Here is a 20,050-nt window from a genome sequence, read left to right as displayed (position 1 = left end):
TGCTGCCCTGGATTGTGCCAGGGACGAGGGAAGTCTGCGGCGCGGAGAGCACCAAGGGTCGATTCTATCAGTACTTCGACGAAGCTCAGTAATCAGGATCAGGCCGCGGCGCGCGCGGCGTACCGACCCTCGTCGCTGGTCAGCACGATCGGCATCCCGAAGGTGTCGCCGAGCGTCTCGGCCGTGAGCGTCTCGGCGATCGGCCCCGCGGCGACGACGGCGCCGTCGCGGATCAGCAGCACATGCGTGAATCCGACCGGGATCTCCTCCACGTGGTGCGTGACCATGAGCATCGCCGGTGTCGTCGGCGACGACGCATAGCCGCTGAGCAGCGCCAGCAGCTCTTCGCGGGAGCCGAGGTCGAGCGACGCGGTCGGCTCGTCGAGCAGCAGCAGCTCCGGGTCGGTCATCACCGCCCGAGCGATCTGCACGCGCTTCTGCTCGCCGTCGCTCAGCGTGCCGAAGGTGCGCTCCGCGAGGTGGGCGAGGCGCCAGTCGCCGAGCACGCGCAGCGCGCGGCGCTCATCGATGTCCTCGTAGTTCTCGTTCCAGCGTCCGAGCACCGAGTACGCGGCGGTGAGGACGGTGTTGAGCACGGTCTCGTCGCGCGGGACCCGCTTGGCCATCGCGGACGACGCGAACCCGATGCGCGGGCGCACCTCGAACACATCGGTGCGCCCCAGGGTCTCCCCGAGGACGGTGACCGTGCCCGAGGTCGGGTGCATCAGCGTGTCGGCCAGTTGGAGCAGCGTCGTCTTGCCCGCGCCGTTCGGGCCGAGGATCACCCATCGCTGGTCGTCGGCGACCTCCCAGGTCACGTGATCGATGATGTTGCGTCCCTCACGGCGCACGACGACGTCGGTGAATTCCAGAGCGCTCGGCATGCACCAAGCCTATCGGCTCAGGTGAGGAGCTCCGCGTAGAGCGCGCGGGTGGTGTCGGCGATCGCGCCCCAGCTGAAGTCGCTCCTGGCGCGTTCGCGTCCGGCAGCGCCGTACTCGCGCGCACGCTCCGGATCCACCGCGACCTCGGTGAGCACGGCCGCGAGATCGGCGATGTAGCGCTCCGGATCGACCGGCGTCCCCGTGCCGTCCTGCAGCTGCTCGATGGGCACGAGCCGTCCGGTCACGCCGTCGGCGACGACCTCCGGGATGCCGCCGGTCGCCGTGCCGACGACAGCGGCGCCGCAGGCCATGGCCTCGAGGTTCACGATCCCGAGGGGCTCGTACACGGAGGGGCAGACGAACGTCGTGGCGGCCGTCAGGATCGCGGACAGCTCGTCGCGCGGCAGCATCCGCTCGATCCAGATCACGCCGTCCCTGCTCTGCTGCAGCAGGCGGACGCCCTCCTGCACCTCGGCCATGATCTCGGGGGTGTCCGGGGCGCCCGCGCACAGCACGAGCTGCACCTCCGGCGGCAGCAGCCGCGCTGCCTGGAGGAGATACGGGAGTCCCTTCTGCCGCGTGATCCGACCGACGAAGACGACGGACGGCCGATCGGGATCCATCCCGATCGACTCGAGGAACGCGGCATCGTGCACCGGACGCCAGCGCTCGACGTCGATCCCGTTGTGGATCACCCGCACCTTGGCCGGATCGACCTGCGGGTAGCTGCGCAGGATGTCGGCGCGCATCCCCGCGCTGACGGCGATCACCGCGGCGGCGTTCTCGTATGCGAGCTTCTCGATGCCGCTGGACACGGCGTAGCCGCCGCCGAGCTGCTCGGCCTTCCACGGACGCAGCGGCTCGAGGCTGTGCGCGGTGAGCACGTGCGGGATCCCGTGCAGTTGCGATGCCAGGTGTCCCGCGAAGTTCGCGTACCAGGTGTGGCTGTGCACCACGTCGGCGTCGGCGATCGCCGAGACGATCTCGAGGTCGGTGCCGAGCGTCTGGAGCGCCCCGTTCGCCCCGGCGAGCTCCGCGGGCGGCTGATAGGCGAAAGTCCCCTCCTCATCGCGCGGTGCGCCGAATGCGCGGACGCGCACGTCGATGCTCTTCCGCAGGGCGGTGACGAGCTCGGCGACGTGCACACCGGCCCCGCCATAGATCTCCGGCGGGTATTCCTTGGTGATCATCTCGACTCGCATGCATTAGACGCTAGCGACTCACTTGTCCAGACGCTAGGAACCGGAAAGGAGTGGCATCTATGGTGGAGCCATGTCCGCTCCAAAGAAGGTCTTCGGGATCATCCTCGCCGGCGGCGAGGGCAAGCGCCTCATGCCCCTGACGGCCGATCGTGCCAAACCCGCCGTGCCCTTCGGCGGACAGTACCGACTGATCGACTTCGCGATCTCGAACCTCATAAACTCCGGCCTCCGCCAGGTCGTCGTGCTCACGCAGTACAAGTCGCACAGCCTCGATCGCCACATCTCGCAGACGTGGCGGATGTCGGCGCTCCTGGACTCCTACGTGACCTCCGTCCCGGCGCAGCAGCGGCTCGGCAAGCGCTGGTTCTCCGGCTCCGCCGACGCGATCCTGCAGAGCATGAACCTGATCAACGATGAGAAGCCCGACATCGTCGTCGTCATCGGCGCCGACCACGTCTACCGGATGGACTTCCGACAGATGCTCGAGGCGCACATCGCCTCGGGCGCGAAGGCGACGGTCGCCGGCATCCGCCAGCCGCTCGCCCTGGCTTCGCAGTTCGGCGTGATCGATGCGGATGCCGAGACGGGCCGGATCAAGCAGTTCCTGGAGAAGCCGACCGACATCGCCGGTCTCGAGGACTCGCCCCACGAGGTGCTGGCCTCGATGGGCAACTACATCTTCGATGCCGACGCTCTGATCGCCGCGGTCGAGGCCGACGGCGAATCCCCCACCTCGGGACACGACATGGGCGGCGACATCGTGCCCTACTTCGTCGATCGGGGCGAAGCGGGCTACTACGACATGAAGCAGAACGAGGTTCCCGGCTCCTCGCCGCGCGACCGCTCGTACTGGCGCGACGTGGGGACGATCGACTCGTTCTTCGACGCCCACCGCGACCTGATCTCGACGCTTCCGATCTTCAACCTCTACAACATGGAATGGCCGATCCATTCGCAGGCGGTCAACTCCCCTCCCGCGAAGTTCGTGCGCGACTCGGTCGGCCGCATCGGGAACGCCATCGACTCGATCGTCTCGCTCGGCTCCGTGCTCTCCGGGACGCATCTGGAGCGCAGCGTGGTCGGGCCGTGGACCCTGGCCGGCGGCGGCTCGACCATCACGGACTCCGTGGTGTTCGACCATGTGCAGCTCGGCCAGGGGTCGCGGGTGCATCGCGCGATCCTCGACAAGAACGTCGTCCTCGCCGACGGTGCGACCGTCGGAGTCGATCGCGAGCGCGACCTGGCGCGCGGGTTCACGGTCACCGAGTCGGGGATCACCGTCGTCGGCAAGGGCGTCTTCATCGAGCGCTGAGTCGGTCACGCGGCGCGAAGACGGTCCCCGCGGTCGCTAGGCTCGAAGCCGTGACCTCCGCGCGATTCCTCGTCGTCCTCGATGCCGATTCCACCCTCATCCGCAACGAGGTGATCGAGCTGCTCGCCGACGAGGCCGGCCGCCGCGACGAGGTGCAGGCCGCGACCGAGGCAGCGATGCGCGGCGAGGTCGACTTCGCCGCGAGCCTGCGCTCGCGTGTGGCCGCTCTGGCCGGCGTACCCGTGTCCGCGTTCGCCCGCGTCCGCGCCCGCATCGAGCCCACGTCGGGCGTGCGCGAGCTGACGGCGGCCGTGCACGCACGCGGTGGCGTGGTGGGCGTGGTCTCCGGCGGGTTCCACGAGATCCTCGACAGCGTCGCTCCCGAGCTCGGAGTCGACCGCTGGCGCGCCAACCGGCTCGCGGTCGTCGATGGCGCGCTCTCCGGCCAGGTCGACGGCGACATCGTGGATGCGGCGGCGAAGGCCTCCTCCCTGCGGGAGTGGGCGATCGAGCTCGGCGTCGCGCCGCACGCGACGATCGCCATCGGAGACGGCGCGAACGACCTCCAGATGATGGCGGCGGCGGGCCTCGGCCTCGCCTTCAACGCGAAGCCCGCGGTGCGGGAGGCGGCCAGCCTGGTCATCGGCCCGCAGGACCTCGCCGAGGTCATCGCGCTGCTGCCGTAGCGCCCGCCCGTGGCGGATGTCGGCGACCCCGGCTACCGTCGGGGAATGGACATCATCCTCATCCCGGGACTCTGGCTCGACGCCTCCAGCTGGGACGAGGTGATCCCGACGCTCGAGAAGGCGGGGCACCGCGTGCATCCGCTCACCCTGCCGGGTGTCGGAGCCCCCGCCGCGGAGTCGGCGGACATCGGCATCGCCGACTGGGTCGACGCGGCCGCACGCGCGGTCGATGCTCTGCCCGGCGCAGCCGTCGTGGTGGGTCACAGCGGCGGGGGCAACGTCGCGTGGGGCGTCGCCGACGCTCGACCCGAGCGCGTGAGCCGCGTGATCTTCGTCGACACCGTGCCGCCGCCGTCCGGCAACGGCATCAGCGAGTTCGAGCTGGTCGACGGCGTCGTGCCCTTCCCCGGGTGGGACTTCTTCCCCGACGAAGACGTCAGCGATCTCGACGCGGCCGTGCGCGCTCGCACCGCTCCCCTGACGCTCAGCGTGCCGGCCCGCGTGCCGACCGACGAGATCGTCCTCGCCGACAGCGCGCGCCACCACGTTCCCGTGACGCTCCTCATGGGAGGTCTCGATCAGGAGACGTTCGAGGGCATGATCGACCAGTGGGGGCCGTACGCCGACGAGTACCACGCGATCGATGACGCAGAGGTCGTGAGGATCGGCTCCGGCCACTGGCCGCAGTTCTCCGTGCCGGAGAAGCTCGGCGAGCTGATCGTCGCCGCGGTCGCCCGCTGAGGGCTCAGAGCCGGCGGCTCGCGGTCAGTGCCCCATCCCCAGTCCGCCGTCCACCGGGATGACCGCGCCGGAGATGTACCCGGCGTCGTCGCCGGCGAGCCAGGTGACGACGCCCGCGACCTCGTCGGGGGTCGCGAACCGGCCGGCGGGGATGTTCGCCTTGTACTGCTTCTGCGTCTCCTCCGGGAGCTCGGCGGTCATGTCGGTCTCGATGAAACCGGGAGCGACGACGTTCGCGGTGATCCCGCGACCGCCGAGCTCTCGGGTGAGCGAACGGGCGAAGCCGACCAGGGCGCTCTTCGAGGCCGAGTAGTTGACCTGCCCGGCGGAGCCGTAGAGTCCGACGACACTCGAGATGAGGATGACGCGACCGAAGCGAGCGCGGAGCATGCCCTTCGATGCGCGCTTCACGACACGGAAGGTGCCGCCGAGGTTGGTCGCGACGACGCTGTCGAAGTCGTCCTCGCTCATGCGCAGCAGCAGGGTGTCCTTCGTGATCCCGGCGTTCGCGACGACGATCTCGACCGGACCGAGCTGCTGCTCCACCTCGGTGAACGCGGCATCGAGCGCGGCGGCATCCGTCACGTCGGCGCGGACGGTGAGCGTGCCGTCCGGGCCCTCCCCTGATCGCGCGGTGACGGCGACGCGGTAGCCGTCACGGACGAAGCGCTCGGCGATCGCGCGGCCGATGCCGCGGTTGCCTCCGGTGACGAGGACGACGCGCTGAGCACTCATGGGTATCACTCCTGATCTGAACCGGCGGTCTCGGAGCGTCCGAGCCGTGATCGATCCTATCGAGGATGCCCCGCAGACCCGGGCGAGGCGTTTGACACGAGCAGTCCGCCCTGGAACTCTGAACGTGACGAAAGGGCCTCCGCGTGAGCGACAACAGCTTCCCTCCCCCCGCCGGCGAACAGCCGGTCTCCCCGCCCCCGCCGCCCGCGCCTCCGGCTCTGCCGCCCGCGCAGCCCGTGCAGGCGTATCCAGGAGCCGCGCCGTCGTACGGTCAGGCGCCCCCGCCTCCCGTCGGATACCCGGCACCGCCCGCCGCCGCGCCGCAGCCGGGCTACGCGGTCGCCCCGAGTCAGCCCGTCTACAGCGCACCGCCCGCCCCGCAGGGGTACGGGGCCGCTCCCGCTCAGCTTCCGCCGCAGCAGCCCGGCTACGCACCGTACGTCACCCCGGGCTACCCCATGCCCCCCGCGCGACCGACGAGCGGCCTGGCGATCACCTCGCTGGTCTGCGGCATCGCCGGGATCGTCCTGTTCTGGGCCGTCGTCCCGATGCTGGCGTCGATCGTCGCAGTGATCACCGGCCACATGGCACTCGGTCAGACCAAGCGCAATCCGGCGCTCGGCGGCCGTGGCATGGCATTCGCCGGTCTGATCACCGGCTACGTGGTCGTGGCGCTGCTGCTGTTCACGATCGTCTCGACCGTCATCAGCCTGCTCTTCTTCGGCGCGTTCACGATCCCGTTCCTCTTCTCCAGCTGAGCGCGATACCGCACGCCGTGCATCCCGCACCGGCGTAGGCTGGACTCATCGTGAAGAACGCGCGTCAGGTCCCGGCTGTCACCTCCCTCCCGCAGTCCCCGCGGGATGAGGCTGACCATCGTGTGCGCCGCTACGCGCTCACGATGACCATCCGCATCGCCTGCTTCGCGCTGATGGTGCTGGTCCAGCCGTACGGCTGGTACACGTGGGTCTTCGGGATCGCCGCCGCGGTGCTGCCGTACATCGCCGTGGTGTTCGCGAACGCGGGAAGCGACAGCACCGAGACCACCGCGGAATCCCCCGTCCAGGAGCTGGAAGCACCGCGACCGGAGCCGACGGTCGTCGAGACCACGGATCCGACGGTGTTCACGATCCGCGAAAGCCGGCAGGACGGATCGTGACCGTACTCGAATGCTCGCGCGCCGGATGCCGGCGCGCGGCTACCAGGAGCGTGGTCTGGCGGAATCCCCGCATCCACGCCGCTGACCGCGAGAAGGTCTGGCTCGCCTGCGACGAGCACGTCGAGTTCCTGCGGGACTACCTGGCCGCGCGGGACTTCCCGGTGACGGTGCGGGACGGTGTCCCTGCATGAGCAAGAGGATGACCCGGTGGGGCGTGTATGTGCTCGTCGCGATCGGCTTCGCGATCGCCTGCGCCTTCCTGTCGAACTGGCAGTTCGAGCGCAACGAGTCCCGCTCCGAGCAGATCGCGCTCATCGAGCGGAACTACGACGCCGACCCCGTGCCGCTGGCCGACCTCATCGGCGACGACGGCGTGCTCGAACCGGGCGACCAGTGGCACCCGGTCATTCTGCAGGGCGAGTATCTCGCCGATCAGCAGCTGCTGGTGCGCAACCGTCCACACGGGGGCACGAGCGCCTTCGAGGTGCTGGTGCCCTTCCGCGACGCCGACGGTCGCGTGTTCATCGTGGACCGCGGCTGGGTGCCGCCGGGCGACGGCGACGCCCCCGACGCGGTACCCGCACCGCCGGAGGGCGAGGTCACTGTGATTGCGCGACTGCGCCAGAGCGAGCAGGTCCCGGCATCCGGCCGCGGTGCGCCGGAGGGTCAGGTCCCGACGATCAATCTGCCGACGATCGCCGAGCTCGTGGATGGCGACGTGATCACCGGCGCCTATGGCCAGCTCATCAGCGAGACCCCTGCCGCCGACGCGGCGCTGGGCGGGTTCGACTCCCCCACCGACGATCCCGGCCCGCACCTCTCCTATGCGATCCAGTGGATCCTGTTCGCGCTGATGGGCTTCGTGTTCATCGGCTACATCATCCGCACCGAGATCGTGAAGCATCGGGAAGAGCTGGAGGATGCTCCGGCACCGGTCAGGAAGACGCGTCGCCGCGACAAGGATGCCGACGTCGAGGACGAGCTGCTCGACGCACGCTGACGTCGATCAGCTCCAGGCCCTGACCTCGGAGATGACGGCGGTCTTGGGGTAGGTGCCCGAGGGCGCGCCGACCTCGAAGAGATCGATCAGCAGCATCATCGGATAATCCGGTGCCTGCGGCATGCGGCGGAGCACGCGCCCTTCGCATCCGATCGTGGTCTCTCCGTCGCCCCAGATCACTGTCCACGTGTGAGGCGCGCTCGCATCGAACGGGAGCACGACCTCGGCCATGTCGGTCGTGAGCCGCGGGTCATGGTGTGCCTTGATGCCGGTCCGCGCCCTCGTCGCCGCAGAGACGGCGTCGGCGTCGATCTCGAAGATGCAGATCTCGCCCGAGTCGGTCTCGGCGAGGTGCTCCGTTCCGACGAGCCAGGCCGCGAGCATGCATCCGTCGTCTGTGCTCGCAGCGACAGTCAGATCGACGCGTCCTCGCGACGGAGCGAACAGGATGCGCGTCGGCGTCGCCGTCCGCACCTCGAGTCCATCGGGGCGATGGCGGTGGGTCCCGCGCATCGACCCGACCGCACCCGAGAAGACAGCGGTCTGCAGGTTCGACACGCGCATCGGAGCATCCTCCTCGCGCCAATCGAGCTGGTCGGCGTCGATCCGGAGCTCCAGCCCGGACTCGATGATCCGATACCGCGCTTCGGACCGCTCGGAGACCGTCCACTGCGGCAGGTAGTGCGGGATCCACTTCTCCGTATCGAGTCCGTCCCGGAAGTCATCGCTGAAGTCCGGCGACCGCGGTGGCGCGGCAGCGAGGGTCTCGTCCATGGTTCAGTCCGCCCAGGGCATCGGCTTCTCGGGCAGTCGCGAGCTGTCGTCCGGGAGGTGAGGCAGCTCTTCGCCGCCCGCGCGGAGGCAGAGCCAACGCAGCTCGCCGTGGCTGTCCGGGCGGGCTCGCCACGTGCGAGCGACGCCCTGGCCGACTCGGATCACGGTTCCCGGACCCACCTCGACGACGTCGTCGTCGAGTCCCATCTGACCGCGCCCGGCGAGGAAGACGTAGACCTCCTCGATCTTCCGATGCGCGTGCCAGTAGCCGGCCTCCTCACCGGGCACGAGCGCATTCGCCGTCATCCCGATGTACTGCATCGTCAGCTCGTGGTCGACGACCCGGCGCCCGTCTCGCGACCGCGTCTCGTCGAAGCCGCCGTGGTGTCCCCGCCAATCGTCGAGAGCCCCGATCTCCACCACCTGATATCCGCTCACGCTTCTCTCCTCCTTCGACATCGGATGATCTCCTGTTCAGCGCGCCAGCGCCGCGAAGTACTCGCGCTGCGCGGGGTAGTAGTCCTCGAACGGCGGCAGCGGAGCATCGGACATCGAGGCGATCAGCTGATCGAGGTACCACTCCCATCCCGGGCCGACGTCGCCGATCGTCGTGGCGTCCACGGCGTGCATGGTGAAGCGCAGCTCCGTGCGCTCACCGGCGGGCGTCAGCTCCATCGAGACATCCCAGGCTCCTGCCTCATCAATCGACAGCACCCGGAGCCGTCGTGGCCGATCGCACTCGGTGATGCGGACGTCTGCCCAGGGCGACTCCTCCTCGAAGCCGAGACGGAGCCTGATCGTCGCGCCGACCGCTCCCTCACCCTCCCAGGCGCCGATCCACCGGGCTGTGCGTTCCGGTTCCGTGATGCTCGCCCAGGAGTCCTCCAGGGATCCGGGCAGCGTCCGGGCGAAGACCAGGTCCTGTCCGTCTGCGGCGGGGACCAGCCGTCCGGTCGGTGCGGGTGCGTTCATGCTGTCTCTCCTCTGATGCTCGATTCGGATGGCGGTCGGGCCCTGCGCTGACGCCTTGCTCGTGCGACCTCGGTCTCCAGGGCGTCCAATCGGGCGTCGAAGGGCGCCCCGAGAAGGCGGTCGAGGTAGGTCGCGACCTCGACGAGCGGCTCGGAGCGCAGCGCGTATATCCGCTGTCGCCCTGACACGGTCGCCTCGATCACGCCGCACTCGACGAGCACGCGCAGATGCTTGCTCACGGCAGGTCGGCTGATCGAGAAATGCGCGGCGATGCTCCCGGCCGGGAGAGGCGCAGCGCTGACCAGCTCGAGGATCTCCCGTCGCACCGGGTCCGCGATCGCTCGAGCTCCGTCCATGGACAAAAGAGTAACCGCATGGTTACGCTTTGTCGAGTGCGAGATGTCGCGGCCGCCCGAGCAGGGCGAGACTCATCCGTTCACGCTGGCGAGGGTCGCCGACATCGGCCCGTACCCCTTCGGCGCGATCAGTCCCGGACGACCGAGTGCCGCCAGCCGTCGCCGACGGACTCGTAGACCACTCGCGTGTGCCGGCGGTCGCGGGACCCCTGCCAGAACTCGATCCGCGACGGGATGACGCGCCAGCGCACCCAGTCCCCCGCGGCGACACCCGCCTGCGCCGCGACCGATCGCGCCGCGAGGTCCGCCGCGCTCTCCTCGGCGGTCGCCTCCTCCACGCGCCCGCGCACCCGAACGGCGCGCACCTGCGGCTGCCACCAGAAGTTCAGCGCCGCGGCCGGCGAATTGGCGAGCTGCGCGCCCTTGCGCGACGAACGGGTGCTGGCGAAGGCCCATCCGCCCGCGTCGATCCCCTTGAGGATCAACACCCGCGCATCAGGGACGCCCGCGACGTCGACCGTCGCGAGGGTGGCGGCATGCGGCTCGGCGACGCCGTCGGCATCCGCCCGCAGCAGCCACTCCCGGAAGAGTTCTGTCGGCTCCGCGGGCACGGCGTCGAGATCCCACTCCGGTGCGACTCCGGTCAGCGCATGGCGACCGCGGAGCCAGTCGTTCAGAGGGAGCAGCTCACGGTCCTGATCGTCGAACGTCACGCTGTCGACTATGCCACGCCCTGCGAGCGGTCAGGCCAGCTCGATGAGGTCCTGATACTCCTGGCTCCAGATGTCCTCGACGCCGTCGGGGAGGATCAGCACGCGCTCCGGGTTCAGCGACTGCACGGCACCGGGGTCGTGCGAGACCAGCACGACGGCGCCCTCGTAGTGCGCGAGAGCTCCGAGGATCTCCTCACGCGACGCGGGATCGAGGTTGTTCGTGGGCTCGTCGAGCAGGAGCAGGTTCGCCGACGACACGACGAGGGTCGCGAGAGACAGACGCGTCTTCTCTCCGCCGGACAGGACGCCTGCAGGCTTCAGCACGTCGTCACCGGTGAACAGGAACGAGCCGAGAACCTTGCGCGCCTCGGTCTCGGTGATGTGCGGAGCCGCGGAGACCATGTTCTCCAGCACCGAGCGGTTCACATCGAGGTTCTCGTGCTCCTGCGCGTAGTAGCCGACCTTGAGTCCGTGTCCGGGCTCGAGCTGCCCGGTGTCGGGCTGGTCGACGCCGGCGAGCATCCGCAGCAGGGTCGTCTTGCCGGCACCGTTGAGCCCCAGCACCACGACCTTCGAGCCGCGGTCGATCGCGAGGTCGACATCCGTGAAGATCTCGAGCGAGCCGTAGGACTTCGACAGACCGGAGGCCATCATCGGGGTCTTGCCGCACGGGGCGGGCTTCGGGAACCGCAGCTTCGCGACGCGGTCTTCCTGCCGGACATCCTCGAGACCCGCGAGCAGCTTCTCGGCACGCGCCACCATCTGGTGGGCGGCCGCGGCCTTGGAGGCCTTGGCGCCGAAGCGCGCGGCCTGCTGCTGCAGGGTCGTCGCCTTCTTCTCGGCGTTGGCGCGCTCCTTCTTGCGACGTTCCTCGTCGGCCACCCGCTGGCGCAGGTAGTTCTTCCAGTTCATGTTGTAGGTGTCGATGACCTGACGGTTGGCGTCGAGGTAGAACACCCGGTTCACGGTCTCGCCGACGAGCTCGACGTCGTGGCTGATGACGATCAGTCCGCCCTTGTAGCCCTTGAGGAACTCGCGCAGCCAGACGACGCTGTCCGCGTCGAGGTGGTTGGTCGGCTCATCGAGGATCATCGTCTGCGCGTCCGAGAACAGGATGCGTGCGAGCTCGATGCGGCGGCGCTGACCGCCGGAGAGCGTCGAGAGCGGCTGATCGAGGATGCGATCGGGGAGGGACAGGTTGTGCGCGATCGAGGCGGCCTGGGCCTCGGCGGCGTACCCGCCCTGCGCCTCGAACTTCTCCGTCAGGGAGGCGTAGCGCTTCATCGCCTTCGCCGCGACCGCGGGGTCGTCGGACCCCATGGCGAGGGACGCCTCGGTCATCCCGAGGTTCAGCTGGCCGAGGCCGCGAGCATCGAGGATGCGCGTTCGCGCGAGATCCTCCGGATTGCCGGAACGCGGGTCCTGCGGCAGGTAGCCGAGCTCGCCCGAGCGCGTCACGCTGCCACCGGACGGCAGCACGTCGCCGGCGAGCACCTTGGTCAGCGTGGTCTTCCCTGCGCCGTTGCGACCGACGAGTCCGATCTTGTCGCCGTCGGCGACGCGGAAGGAGACGTTCTCCATGAGCAGGCGCGCGCCAACGCGGATCTCGAGGTCGTGCACGGCAAGCACAGCGGATGTCCGTTCGTTCAAGGGGAGAGAGTCGGCCGACGGGCCAGCCTCCCAGTATAAGCGGCGCAGCACGGAGCGCCGGTCAGGAAGATCAGTCCCGAGAGTGAGAGGGACGATACCGGAGAGGGATGCCCGCACCGGCACGCGCTCCGTAGCGTGCAGGAGTGGACATCCTCAACGAGCTCATCATGCAGGCCATCGCCTCGCCCTGGCTGTACCTCGTGCTGTTGGTCGTGACGATCGTCGACGGGTTCTTCCCTCCGGTGCCGAGCGAGACGGTGCTGGTCGCGGCGGCGGCAGTGGCCGCATCCTCGGGTGACGGGAACCTGCTGCTCCTCGGCGCGATCGGCGCCGTCGGAGCCGCGATCGGCGACAACATCGCCTTCGCGATCGGACGCCGGCTCGGGACGACCCGCTTCGCCTGGATGCGCCGACCACGGGTCGCCGCCGCGTTCGCGCATGCGCAGACCGCGCTGGACCGTCGCAGCGCTGTCCTGATCCTGGGCGCGCGATACATCCCCGTCGGCCGAGTCGCCGTCAACATGTCCGCCGGCGCGCTCGGCTTCCCGTGGCGACGCTTCGTGCCCCTGAGTCTGATCGCCGGACTCAGCTGGAGCATCTTCAGCCTCACCATCGGTCTGCTCGCGGGAGCCTGGATCAAGGATCAGCCCCTCCTCAGCGCCGGGCTCGGCATCGTCATCGCCCTCGTGATCGGAGTGGTGATCGACCGGGTCGCCGCCGCCCGTCGACGGCGCGAGACCGTTCCCCAACTGGCAGGATGACAGACATGGCACGACGCAGAGAGCGCACCCCGCGCCCCCCGCGGATCAGTCGGCGCACCGCTGCGCTCGCTGCTCTGTGCGTGGCGAGCATCGCGCTGTACTCGACCCTCGTCCCCCTCCAGACCCTCCTCCTCGGTACGCCGCTCCCCCTGTCGTTCATCCTCGGCGCCGCCCTCTGCGTGTCGCCGCTCCTCGCGATCGCCCATCCGCGCTGGGCCATCGCGCTCTTCTGCGCTGCCGCCTTCGTCCTTCCGCTCCTCGTCGTCCCGGAGCTCGCGACCCATTCGCCCTGGCCGTGGTCGGTTCCCGCTCTCCTGACGTTCGTCCTGTTCGTCGGGGTCGTGACGTTCGTGCACGGCGCGCGGATCGGGGCATTCCCCCTGATCATCGGCGTGATCGTGTCGCTCACCGCGCCTCTTCTCCGCCCGGACATGGTCGCGACGGCCGGCTCCGCCGGAAGCGCGACCGCCGATCTGATCGTGACCTCATCGATCGCGGCGGCGATGCTCCTGATCGCGGCGCTCGTGTCCGGCCGACTGCGGGTCTCGGCCGAGCTGTCGCGCGAGAAAGAGCACAGCGCTCTGGAAGGTTCGCGTCGCGCGCTCGTCGAGGAGCGCACCCGCATCGCCCGTGAGCTCCACGACGTGGTGGCCCACAGCATGTCGGTGATCCAGGTGCAGGCGTCGACCGCCCGCTACCGCCTCCCAGAGATCGGCGAGGCCGCGACAGCCGAGTTCGAGGACATCGCGGCGACGGCGAGAGCGTCGCTCACCGAGATGCGACGGATGCTCGGCGTGCTCCGCACCGAGGACCAGAGCGCCGAACTCACCCCGCAGCAGGGCATCGACGATGTTCCGGCCCTGATCGACAGCATCCGTCGCGCCGGTGTCGAAGTAGGCCTGGTGATCGAGGGCGGAGACGCCGCGTCCGCAGCGAACCCAGCCGTGCAGATCGCCACCTTCCGCATCATCCAGGAAGCCCTGAGCAACGCGGTGCGTCATGCGCCGGGTGCGCGCATCAGCGTACGGCTGCACGCGGATGCCGCGACGATCCGCATCCGCGTGCACAACGCCGCGCCCCCGCGCACCCCGGAGAGCCATGGCACGGGCTACGGCCTCCGTGGCATGCGGGAACGCTCCGAGTTGCTCGGCGGCAGCCTCTCCGCCGGCCCTGACGACGACGGAGGCTGGACCGTCGAGGCGTCGCTCCCCGTCGGCGACGCCCTCACCACCGAGAAGGAGATCACGTGACGATCAGCGTGCTCATCGCCGACGACCAGGCCATGGTCCGCGCCGGATTCGCCGCGCTGCTGGATGCCCACGAGGGCATCCGCGTCACGGGGCAGGCCGCCACAGGCGCCGAGGCCGTGACGCTGGCGGCCCGCGTCGACCCGGACGTGATCCTGATGGACGTGCGGATGCCGGAGATGGACGGCATCGAAGCCACCCGACGGATCCTCGGCCCGTCGTATCCTGCGGCGCATGTGCCGCGGATCCTCATGCTCACCACCTTCGACATCGACGACTACGTCTACGACGCGCTGGAGGCCGGGGCCAGCGGCTTCCTGCTCAAGGACGCTCTGCCGGAGGAGCTCGTGCACGCGGTGCGCGTGGTCGCGGGTGGCGACGCGCTGCTCGCCCCGAGCGTCACCCGGCGCATGATCGAGCAGTTCGCCGGACGTCGCCCGCGAAGCCCCAAGGCGACCACGGCGCTGGCCGAGCTCACCGAGCGTGAGCGCGAGGTGCTCGTGCTCATCGGCAAGGGGCGCTCGAACACCGAGATCGCCGCCGACCTGTTCATCGCCGAGCAGACGGTCAAGACCCATGTCGGCAAGGTCCTCGCGAAGCTGAACCTGCGCGACCGCGTGCACGCCGTGATCCTCGCGTACGACACCGGGCTCGTCGAGCCGTCCTCCTGACTCATCCTCCGGTAGGGGGAGAGAACGGCACCGGAGGGTGATGCCGCAGCGCATACCGCGTCCATAGTCTTCGGGAACACCGCTCCCGAGGAGGACTCATGACCATCGCCCAGGCGCCGCGCACGGCGACTCCCACTCCCCCGCCGCGCGCGTCGCGCGACACGGGGATCGACCTCATCCGGGCCCTCTGCGTCCTGGGAGTCGTGCTGCTCCACGCCCTCATGGTCGGGGTCACGGTCACCGATGCCGGGCCGCTCTTCGAGAACGCCAGCGACGGCACGGCATGGATCGCGCCGCTGAGCTGGGTGCTCCAGGTGATGCCGCTCTTCTTCGTGATCGGAGGGTTCTCGGGTCTCCTGGCGTATCGGCGCCTGCGGCAGCGCGGCGGGACCGCGACCGACTTCGTCGCCGGACGCATCCATCGCCTGCTGCGACCGGCGATCTTCACCGTGGTCGTCGTCGGCTTCGCCCTCGCCGTGCTCACGGTGATCGGCGTCCCGGCCGATCTCATCGCCACCGCCGGCTTCCGCTACGGCCAGCCGCTCTGGTTCCTCGGGGTCTTCGTCCTCTGCCAGGCGCTGCTGCCCGTCCTCGCAGCCGCGCACGAGCGTGCCCCGTTCACGACCATCGGAGCACTGGCCGCGGCATCCGTGCTCGTGGACGCGCTGCGCGCCGCCAGCGGCATCGAGGGCCTGGGCTTCCTGAACCTCGCCTTCGTCTGGATGGCCCTTCAGCAGCTGGGATTCTTCCTCGCCGACGGCCGTATCGACGCCCTCAGCCGGCGCACCCGCACGCTCGCCGTCGTGGGAGCGGTCGCGCTCCTGGCCGTCACCTTCCTCACCGGCGTGTACTCTCCCGATCTCATCGCGAACATCAACCCGCCCACGGCGGCGCTGCTGCTCGTCGGTGTGGCGCACACCGGTGCCCTCTCGCTGCACCGCGACCGGATCGAGCGCCTGAGCCGACGTCCCCTGCCGGCCGCCTTCACCGGATTCGTGACGCGACGCGCCATGACGATCTACCTGTGGCACATGCCGATCCTGCTCGCCATGGCCGGATTCACGGCAGCCTTCGCACTGCTCACCGGCGCTGCTCTCCCCGCGCTCGACAGCGCGGACTGGTGGGCCGGGCGTCCTCTCTGGCTCGCTGCGGCGCTCGCCTGCACAGCGGTGGTCGCGCTCGCGTTCACCCGGTTCGAGACGCAGACCGCGCCGGAGCCGACCCGGTCGACGCGCGGTCTCGCACTGGGCACGCTGCTGGGGCTGATCGGCATCGTGATGCTCCTGGTCCTCGGCACCTCCGTGGCGACGGCGATGATCGCGGTCGCCCTCCTCGCCGCGTCCCTGCGTCTCGCGCGCCGCACTCCGAGCGACGCGGTGCCCACCCGTGCGGACTTCGCGATCGCGTGAGAAGTCAGGCGATGCCGCGAGCCGCCAGCGCGTCGCCGACATCGTCGGCATGCCGGAGGGCGAGCACGAGCATCGGAACGATCGCGCGCGGCCCGAGTCGCACCCCGCGCGCCTGCCCCGCCTCGCGCACGCGCTCGGCGAACCCCGCGACCACCGGGATCATCGTGAGCGTGAGCGAGATCGTCATCGCCACAGCATCCGGGTCGACGCCGAGTCGGCGGAGCGGATGCAGGAGCCGACGCAGGACGTCGAGAAGCGCGGACATCGGCGTGGTGAGCGTCAGGAGGCTCGCCAGCATGAGGAGCGCGATGACGCGGCCGGTGCTGGTCCAGGCCGCGGCCGGCGACACGAAGATCGCCAGCGCGGCAGCGAGCACCAGGACGATCCACCGCAGACGCCAGAGCTCGGCGGCGAGGACGCGAGGCCCGAAGCCGGCGACGCCGTACAGTCCGAACGACACGAGCAGAGCGATGCCGATGCTCAGCGGGTCATGCGGGTACAGCGAGAGCGCCAGCGCGGCCACCGCGAGGATGCCGAGCTTCGCACCGGCCGGCGCACGGTGGAGAAGGCTCGAGCCCGGTCGATGCAGCGAGATCATCCGCAGCCTCGGCGATACGCCTCGATGACGTCCTTCGGGGCGCCGGACGCGATCACGCGCCCCTCCTCGAAGAGCACGGCCGTGTGGCACCGGGCGGCCAGTTCGAGGTCATGGGTCACGAGCACGACCTGCGCCGACTGCGCGAGAAGCAGATCGCCGATCCGGCGCGCGTTCCGCAGATCGAGGAGCGTGGTCGGCTCGTCCGCCACGATCAGTCGGGGCTCCGTGATGAGGACCGATGCCAGGGCGAGCATCTGCTTCTGCCCGCCGGACAGCGCCGACGCCGGGACATCGGCATGGCCGGCGAGTCCGTGTGCGGCGAGGGTCTCCCTGACGCGCAGCGCGGCCTGGTCTCGTGGCGTTCCGCGGAGCGAGAGCGCGAGGTCCTCCGCGGGGGTGGGCATGAGGATCTGTGCATCCGGGTTGGCGAACACGAAGCCGACACGACGGCGCACCTGCGCACGGTCGCGAACCGTATCGAGCCCGTCCACGGTCACCCGCCCGGCGGTGGGGGCGACGAGTCCGTTGAGCAGACGTGCGAACGTCGACTTGCCCGAGCCGTTCGCTCCGATCACGGCGATGGTGGGCGCCGTGAGTTCCACCGTCACGTCGTCGAGCACGGCGCGGCCGTCGAACTCGACCGACACGCGCTCGACCGAGATCTCCGCGATCGCCGTCGTCACGCTCTCCGTCATCCGCGGTCCTCTCCTCCACAGCGCACCGCGCTCGACGCGGGCATCACCTGAACACCGTTCACCTGAACGCTGTTCACTATAGTGAGAGCATGACCCCCGAACCCAATCCGGCACGGCATGACCGTGAGAGCGTCGCGCGTACGGCTCTCGCTCTGCTCGACGAGGTGGGTCTCGCCGATCTCTCCATGCGGCGCATCGCCGGACGACTCGACGTGCAGCCCAGCGCCCTGTACTGGCACTTCGCCAGCAAGCAGGAGCTCCTCGCCGATCTCGCCGATCGGATCACCGCCGTCATCCCGGGCGGCGGGTCCGACGTTCTCGCGACGGCCCGGGGCATCCGCGACGCGCTCTTCGCCCACCGCGACGGCGCGGAGCTCGTCCTCAGCACCTACGCCCTCCGGCTCGGCTCGTCTCCGGCACAGTCCGCCCTCATGAGAGCCCTCGAGAGCGAGGGCGCGACGGATGCCGAGCAGCGCGCTGTCGCGATCCTGCACTTCGTCCTCGGACACGCCACGCTCGTGCAGCAGCGCATGCACGCCGACAGCCACGGCGCCCTGCTCGGCGGGGACGAGACCGACGTGACCGCGGGACTGGACCGCGTCTTCGATCTCGGCGTCACCGCCCTCGCCGGGGAGGTCAGTGCTGCGGCGACTCCGCCGCGTGACCGAGCCTGAGCCCGGGAACCACCGCGAGCAGCACGAGCGCGATCCCGAAGGCGAAGACAGCCCCGAAGGCACCCGCCCCGCCGCCGAGCGTCGCGACGCCGAGTCCGGCGAGGGCGATGGCCACCGCTGATCCCGTGGCATCCGAGATCGACAGCGCGGAGGAGTTGAACCCCTGATTGGTCTCGTCGGAGTATGCAAGTGTGAGCACCGTCAGGCGGGGGTACAGCAGGCCCATCCCTCCCCCGGCGAACGCCCAGCCGACGATCACGACGACCGGCGTGATACCCGTCAGCGCAGCGACGAGCACGCACACCATCGCCACGAGGATCAGGCCGAGACTGATCAGGGTGATGCGGTGGTTTCCGAGACGCTCCCCGTAGCGCCCCTGCAGCGCGGACGCCCCCGCCCAGGCGAACGCGGCCAGCATCAGCGCGACACCGGCCCAGGTGGCCGTGAACGCGTACCGCTCCATCAGCAGATACGGGATGTACGCCTCGGCTGCGAAGAACGCTCCCGCGGCGATACCGCGCATGAGCACGACGCTCGGCAGTCCGGGTCCGGCGCGAAGCGTGCGACGCGGCACCAGCGGGAGCACGGCGAAGGCGATCACGACGACCGCGCCGAGCGCGACGGGCCACCCGACGACGGGATCCATGTCGGCGGAGAAACCGATCACCACGGCGAGCACGGCGACCACGACCGCGAGCAGCAGTCGGGTGATCAGTGCGCGCCCGTCCTGAGGCTCGCCGTGACCGAGATCGACGCCGCGGAGACGCACCGCGATCATCAGGAAGGCCGCCGCTGTCAGCACCGCGACGCCGAGGAACGCCCAGCGCCAGTCCAGGTACTCCGCGACGGCACCGGCGAGGAACGGACCGATCATGGAGGGCACCACCCACGCCGCCGCGAACGCCGCGAAGATGCGGCCGTGCAGATGCGCGGGGTACAGCCGGGCCACCACGACGTAGAGCGCGACGGTCTGACCGCCTGTTCCGAGTCCCTGCACGAGCCTGCCGACGAGGAACTGGTGCATGGTCGTCGCGAGGCCCGAGATGAGGAGGCCGACGACGAAAAGCGTCACAGCGACGTAGAGGGCGCCGCGCGGCCCGCGCGCGTCGGACCAGGCTCCGGCCGCGMCCMYGCACCAGCTCACTTTGGGTGAGAAGAACATGGCCCTCTGGCTTGATCTTCTTGACGCCTTCACGTTCCTCGGTCTGGCCGGTGCAGCGCTTGCGATCGGAGCTGCGGTCACCGCGGCGATCGCTTTCACTTTCCTCGGCTCCCCCGCAGGCGGGGGAATGGCGTCCGCTGGTTGGTTGATATGTCTCGCCTTGACTGTGTGCAGCGGCCTCGTCCTTGGGAACTGGATCATGCCAGCCGTTGCCGTAGGTGCGCTTCCATTGTCTCTGCTCTTGGCACGAGCGCTCAGGTTCGTAGGCACGCTGCGCCCTGCTCTGCGCAGATCGAGCGCAGCACACGAATAGTCCACTATTCGTGTGCTGGATCCGGTACGGAGACGGTGTCCCTTCCTAAGGCGGGGCGCACGGGTCGGTCCGATCAAGCGGCCGGGCTTAGAAAGCGTCGAGTGCAATGAAAAGCGGGACAGCCGTGGTTCTTGTGTTGACTCTCGCCTCGATCGTCGCCGCCTCGATATCGCTTGCTCTCCCCCAGTCGGTCACGGAGCGCGGCTCCATGACCAGGCGTACTGCGCGAGAGAACGGCTGGCACATCGTGCTGATGCTCGATGCGGCTCTCCTTTTGCTTACTGCAGTGGCACTGGGGGTGCTCGCCTGAGCACGCCCAGGTAAATGAACTACACC

Annotated in this window: 24 protein-coding genes; 12 read left to right on the top strand and 12 right to left on the bottom strand. The window is 69.6% G+C overall.

Translation table 11 applies throughout. From position 1 onward, the window contains the following. Positions 1 to 98 precede the first annotated feature (98 nt). Positions 99 to 884: an ABC transporter ATP-binding protein gene (locus DC434_RS08140; RefSeq protein WP_116634814.1), complete on the bottom strand. Its 786-nt coding sequence runs from the start codon at positions 882 to 884 to the stop codon at positions 99 to 101. 17 nt (positions 885 to 901) lie between these two features. Continuing rightward, on the bottom strand, positions 902 to 2,086 hold the full coding sequence (gene glgA, locus DC434_RS08135; protein ID WP_116634813.1) for a glycogen synthase: 1,185 nt from the start codon (positions 2,084 to 2,086) through the stop codon (positions 902 to 904). A gap of 70 nt (positions 2,087 to 2,156) precedes the next feature. Between glgA and DC434_RS08130 the strand changes: the two genes are divergently transcribed. The 3 genes from DC434_RS08130 to DC434_RS08120 are packed head-to-tail and all read left to right on the top strand — an operon-like array spanning position 2,157 to position 4,825. Further along, on the top strand, positions 2,157 to 3,398 hold the full coding sequence (locus tag DC434_RS08130; RefSeq protein ID WP_116634812.1) for a glucose-1-phosphate adenylyltransferase: 1,242 nt from the start codon (positions 2,157 to 2,159) through the stop codon (positions 3,396 to 3,398). A gap of 50 nt (positions 3,399 to 3,448) precedes the next feature. After that, positions 3,449 to 4,084, top strand: coding sequence for a phosphoserine phosphatase SerB (serB, locus tag DC434_RS08125; RefSeq protein WP_116634811.1), 636 nt, complete (start codon positions 3,449 to 3,451; stop codon positions 4,082 to 4,084). Between the two features lie 45 nt (positions 4,085 to 4,129). Next, positions 4,130 to 4,825, top strand: coding sequence for an alpha/beta hydrolase (locus DC434_RS08120; RefSeq protein ID WP_116634810.1), 696 nt, complete (start codon positions 4,130 to 4,132; stop codon positions 4,823 to 4,825). 24 nt (positions 4,826 to 4,849) lie between these two features. Here DC434_RS08120 and DC434_RS08115 read toward each other — a convergent pair whose 3' ends face one another. After that, positions 4,850 to 5,560, bottom strand: a complete 711-nt coding sequence (locus DC434_RS08115; RefSeq protein ID WP_116634809.1) for a beta-ketoacyl-ACP reductase — start codon at positions 5,558 to 5,560, stop codon at positions 4,850 to 4,852. Between the two features lie 143 nt (positions 5,561 to 5,703). Between DC434_RS08115 and DC434_RS20255 the strand changes: the two genes are divergently transcribed. Genes DC434_RS20255 through DC434_RS08095 form a run of 4 tightly spaced genes read left to right on the top strand, consistent with a single transcriptional unit; the run spans position 5,704 to position 7,719 of the window. After that, positions 5,704 to 6,318 carry a DUF4190 domain-containing protein gene (locus DC434_RS20255; protein WP_116634808.1) on the top strand — a complete coding sequence of 205 codons (615 nt, stop codon included), beginning with the start codon at positions 5,704 to 5,706 and terminating at the stop codon, positions 6,316 to 6,318. A gap of 50 nt (positions 6,319 to 6,368) precedes the next feature. Beyond that, the gene (locus tag DC434_RS08105) at positions 6,369 to 6,719 is read left to right on the top strand and encodes a DUF3099 domain-containing protein (protein ID WP_116634807.1); all 351 of its coding nucleotides are present in this window, start codon (positions 6,369 to 6,371) and stop codon (positions 6,717 to 6,719) included. After that, a complete protein-coding gene (locus DC434_RS08100; protein ID WP_116634806.1) occupies positions 6,716 to 6,910 on the top strand; it encodes a hypothetical protein in 195 nt (64 codons plus the stop codon). Before DC434_RS08105 ends, DC434_RS08100 begins: the two co-directional genes overlap by 4 nt. After that, the gene (locus DC434_RS08095) at positions 6,907 to 7,719 is read left to right on the top strand and encodes an SURF1 family protein (protein ID WP_116634805.1); all 813 of its coding nucleotides are present in this window, start codon (positions 6,907 to 6,909) and stop codon (positions 7,717 to 7,719) included. The genes DC434_RS08100 and DC434_RS08095 overlap by 4 nt, the downstream gene beginning before the upstream one ends. 6 nt (positions 7,720 to 7,725) lie before the next feature. Here DC434_RS08095 and DC434_RS08090 read toward each other — a convergent pair whose 3' ends face one another. From DC434_RS08090 to DC434_RS08065, 6 genes are all read right to left on the bottom strand, one after another. Then, entirely contained in the window at positions 7,726 to 8,493 is a 768-nt protein-coding gene (locus tag DC434_RS08090) for a hypothetical protein (protein ID WP_116634804.1), read from the bottom strand. Between the two features lie 3 nt (positions 8,494 to 8,496). Next, positions 8,497 to 8,931 (bottom strand): cupin domain-containing protein, encoded by a 435-nt coding sequence (locus tag DC434_RS08085; RefSeq protein ID WP_116635376.1) that lies wholly within the window; start codon positions 8,929 to 8,931, stop codon positions 8,497 to 8,499. Between the two features lie 36 nt (positions 8,932 to 8,967). Next, on the bottom strand, positions 8,968 to 9,465 hold the full coding sequence (locus DC434_RS08080; RefSeq protein ID WP_116634803.1) for an SRPBCC family protein: 498 nt from the start codon (positions 9,463 to 9,465) through the stop codon (positions 8,968 to 8,970). Further along, positions 9,462 to 9,821 carry a metalloregulator ArsR/SmtB family transcription factor gene (locus tag DC434_RS08075; RefSeq protein WP_116634802.1) on the bottom strand — a complete coding sequence of 120 codons (360 nt, stop codon included), beginning with the start codon at positions 9,819 to 9,821 and terminating at the stop codon, positions 9,462 to 9,464. The genes DC434_RS08080 and DC434_RS08075 overlap by 4 nt, the downstream gene beginning before the upstream one ends. A 128-nt stretch (positions 9,822 to 9,949) precedes the next feature. Continuing rightward, on the bottom strand, positions 9,950 to 10,534 hold the full coding sequence (locus tag DC434_RS08070; RefSeq protein WP_243408867.1) for a pyridoxamine 5'-phosphate oxidase family protein: 585 nt from the start codon (positions 10,532 to 10,534) through the stop codon (positions 9,950 to 9,952). Between the two features lie 30 nt (positions 10,535 to 10,564). Next, on the bottom strand, positions 10,565 to 12,163 hold the full coding sequence (locus tag DC434_RS08065) for an ABC-F family ATP-binding cassette domain-containing protein (protein ID WP_116634801.1): 1,599 nt from the start codon (positions 12,161 to 12,163) through the stop codon (positions 10,565 to 10,567). Between the two features lie 164 nt (positions 12,164 to 12,327). On the opposite strand from DC434_RS08065, the gene DC434_RS08060 reads away from it, so the two are divergent. From DC434_RS08060 to DC434_RS08045, 4 genes are all read left to right on the top strand, one after another. Beyond that, positions 12,328 to 12,945, top strand: a complete 618-nt coding sequence (locus tag DC434_RS08060; protein WP_116634800.1) for a VTT domain-containing protein — start codon at positions 12,328 to 12,330, stop codon at positions 12,943 to 12,945. A gap of 5 nt (positions 12,946 to 12,950) precedes the next feature. Next, the gene (locus DC434_RS08055; protein ID WP_116634799.1) at positions 12,951 to 14,195 is read left to right on the top strand and encodes a sensor histidine kinase; all 1,245 of its coding nucleotides are present in this window, start codon (positions 12,951 to 12,953) and stop codon (positions 14,193 to 14,195) included. After that, positions 14,192 to 14,863 (top strand): response regulator transcription factor, encoded by a 672-nt coding sequence (locus tag DC434_RS08050; protein ID WP_116634798.1) that lies wholly within the window; start codon positions 14,192 to 14,194, stop codon positions 14,861 to 14,863. Before DC434_RS08055 ends, DC434_RS08050 begins: the two co-directional genes overlap by 4 nt. Positions 14,864 to 14,961: 98 nt before the next feature. Then, the gene (locus DC434_RS08045; protein ID WP_116634797.1) at positions 14,962 to 16,272 is read left to right on the top strand and encodes an acyltransferase; all 1,311 of its coding nucleotides are present in this window, start codon (positions 14,962 to 14,964) and stop codon (positions 16,270 to 16,272) included. 4 nt (positions 16,273 to 16,276) lie between these two features. Here the strand turns inward: DC434_RS08045 and DC434_RS08040 are convergent, their stop codons facing one another. Further along, on the bottom strand, positions 16,277 to 16,870 hold the full coding sequence (locus tag DC434_RS08040) for an energy-coupling factor transporter transmembrane protein EcfT (RefSeq protein ID WP_116634796.1): 594 nt from the start codon (positions 16,868 to 16,870) through the stop codon (positions 16,277 to 16,279). Further along, positions 16,867 to 17,565, bottom strand: coding sequence for an ABC transporter ATP-binding protein (locus DC434_RS08035; protein ID WP_116634795.1), 699 nt, complete (start codon positions 17,563 to 17,565; stop codon positions 16,867 to 16,869). Before DC434_RS08035 ends, DC434_RS08040 begins: the two co-directional genes overlap by 4 nt. A gap of 89 nt (positions 17,566 to 17,654) precedes the next feature. Between DC434_RS08035 and DC434_RS08030 the strand changes: the two genes are divergently transcribed. Beyond that, positions 17,655 to 18,239, top strand: a complete 585-nt coding sequence (locus DC434_RS08030; protein ID WP_116634794.1) for a TetR family transcriptional regulator — start codon at positions 17,655 to 17,657, stop codon at positions 18,237 to 18,239. Here DC434_RS08030 and DC434_RS08025 read toward each other — a convergent pair. After that, positions 18,202 to 19,401, bottom strand: a complete 1,200-nt coding sequence (locus tag DC434_RS08025) for an MFS transporter (RefSeq protein ID WP_279303203.1) — start codon at positions 19,399 to 19,401, stop codon at positions 18,202 to 18,204. The genes DC434_RS08030 and DC434_RS08025 overlap by 38 nt on opposite strands. Positions 19,402 to 20,050: the final 649 nt, after the last annotated feature.

It is taken from the genome of Microbacterium sp. TPD7012, assembly GCF_003075395.1.
In the GTDB taxonomy this organism is placed as follows: domain Bacteria; phylum Actinomycetota; class Actinomycetes; order Actinomycetales; family Microbacteriaceae; genus Microbacterium.
The sequence above is the reverse complement of the archived record's forward strand: the minus strand, read 5'-3'. Positions and strand labels throughout refer to the sequence as shown.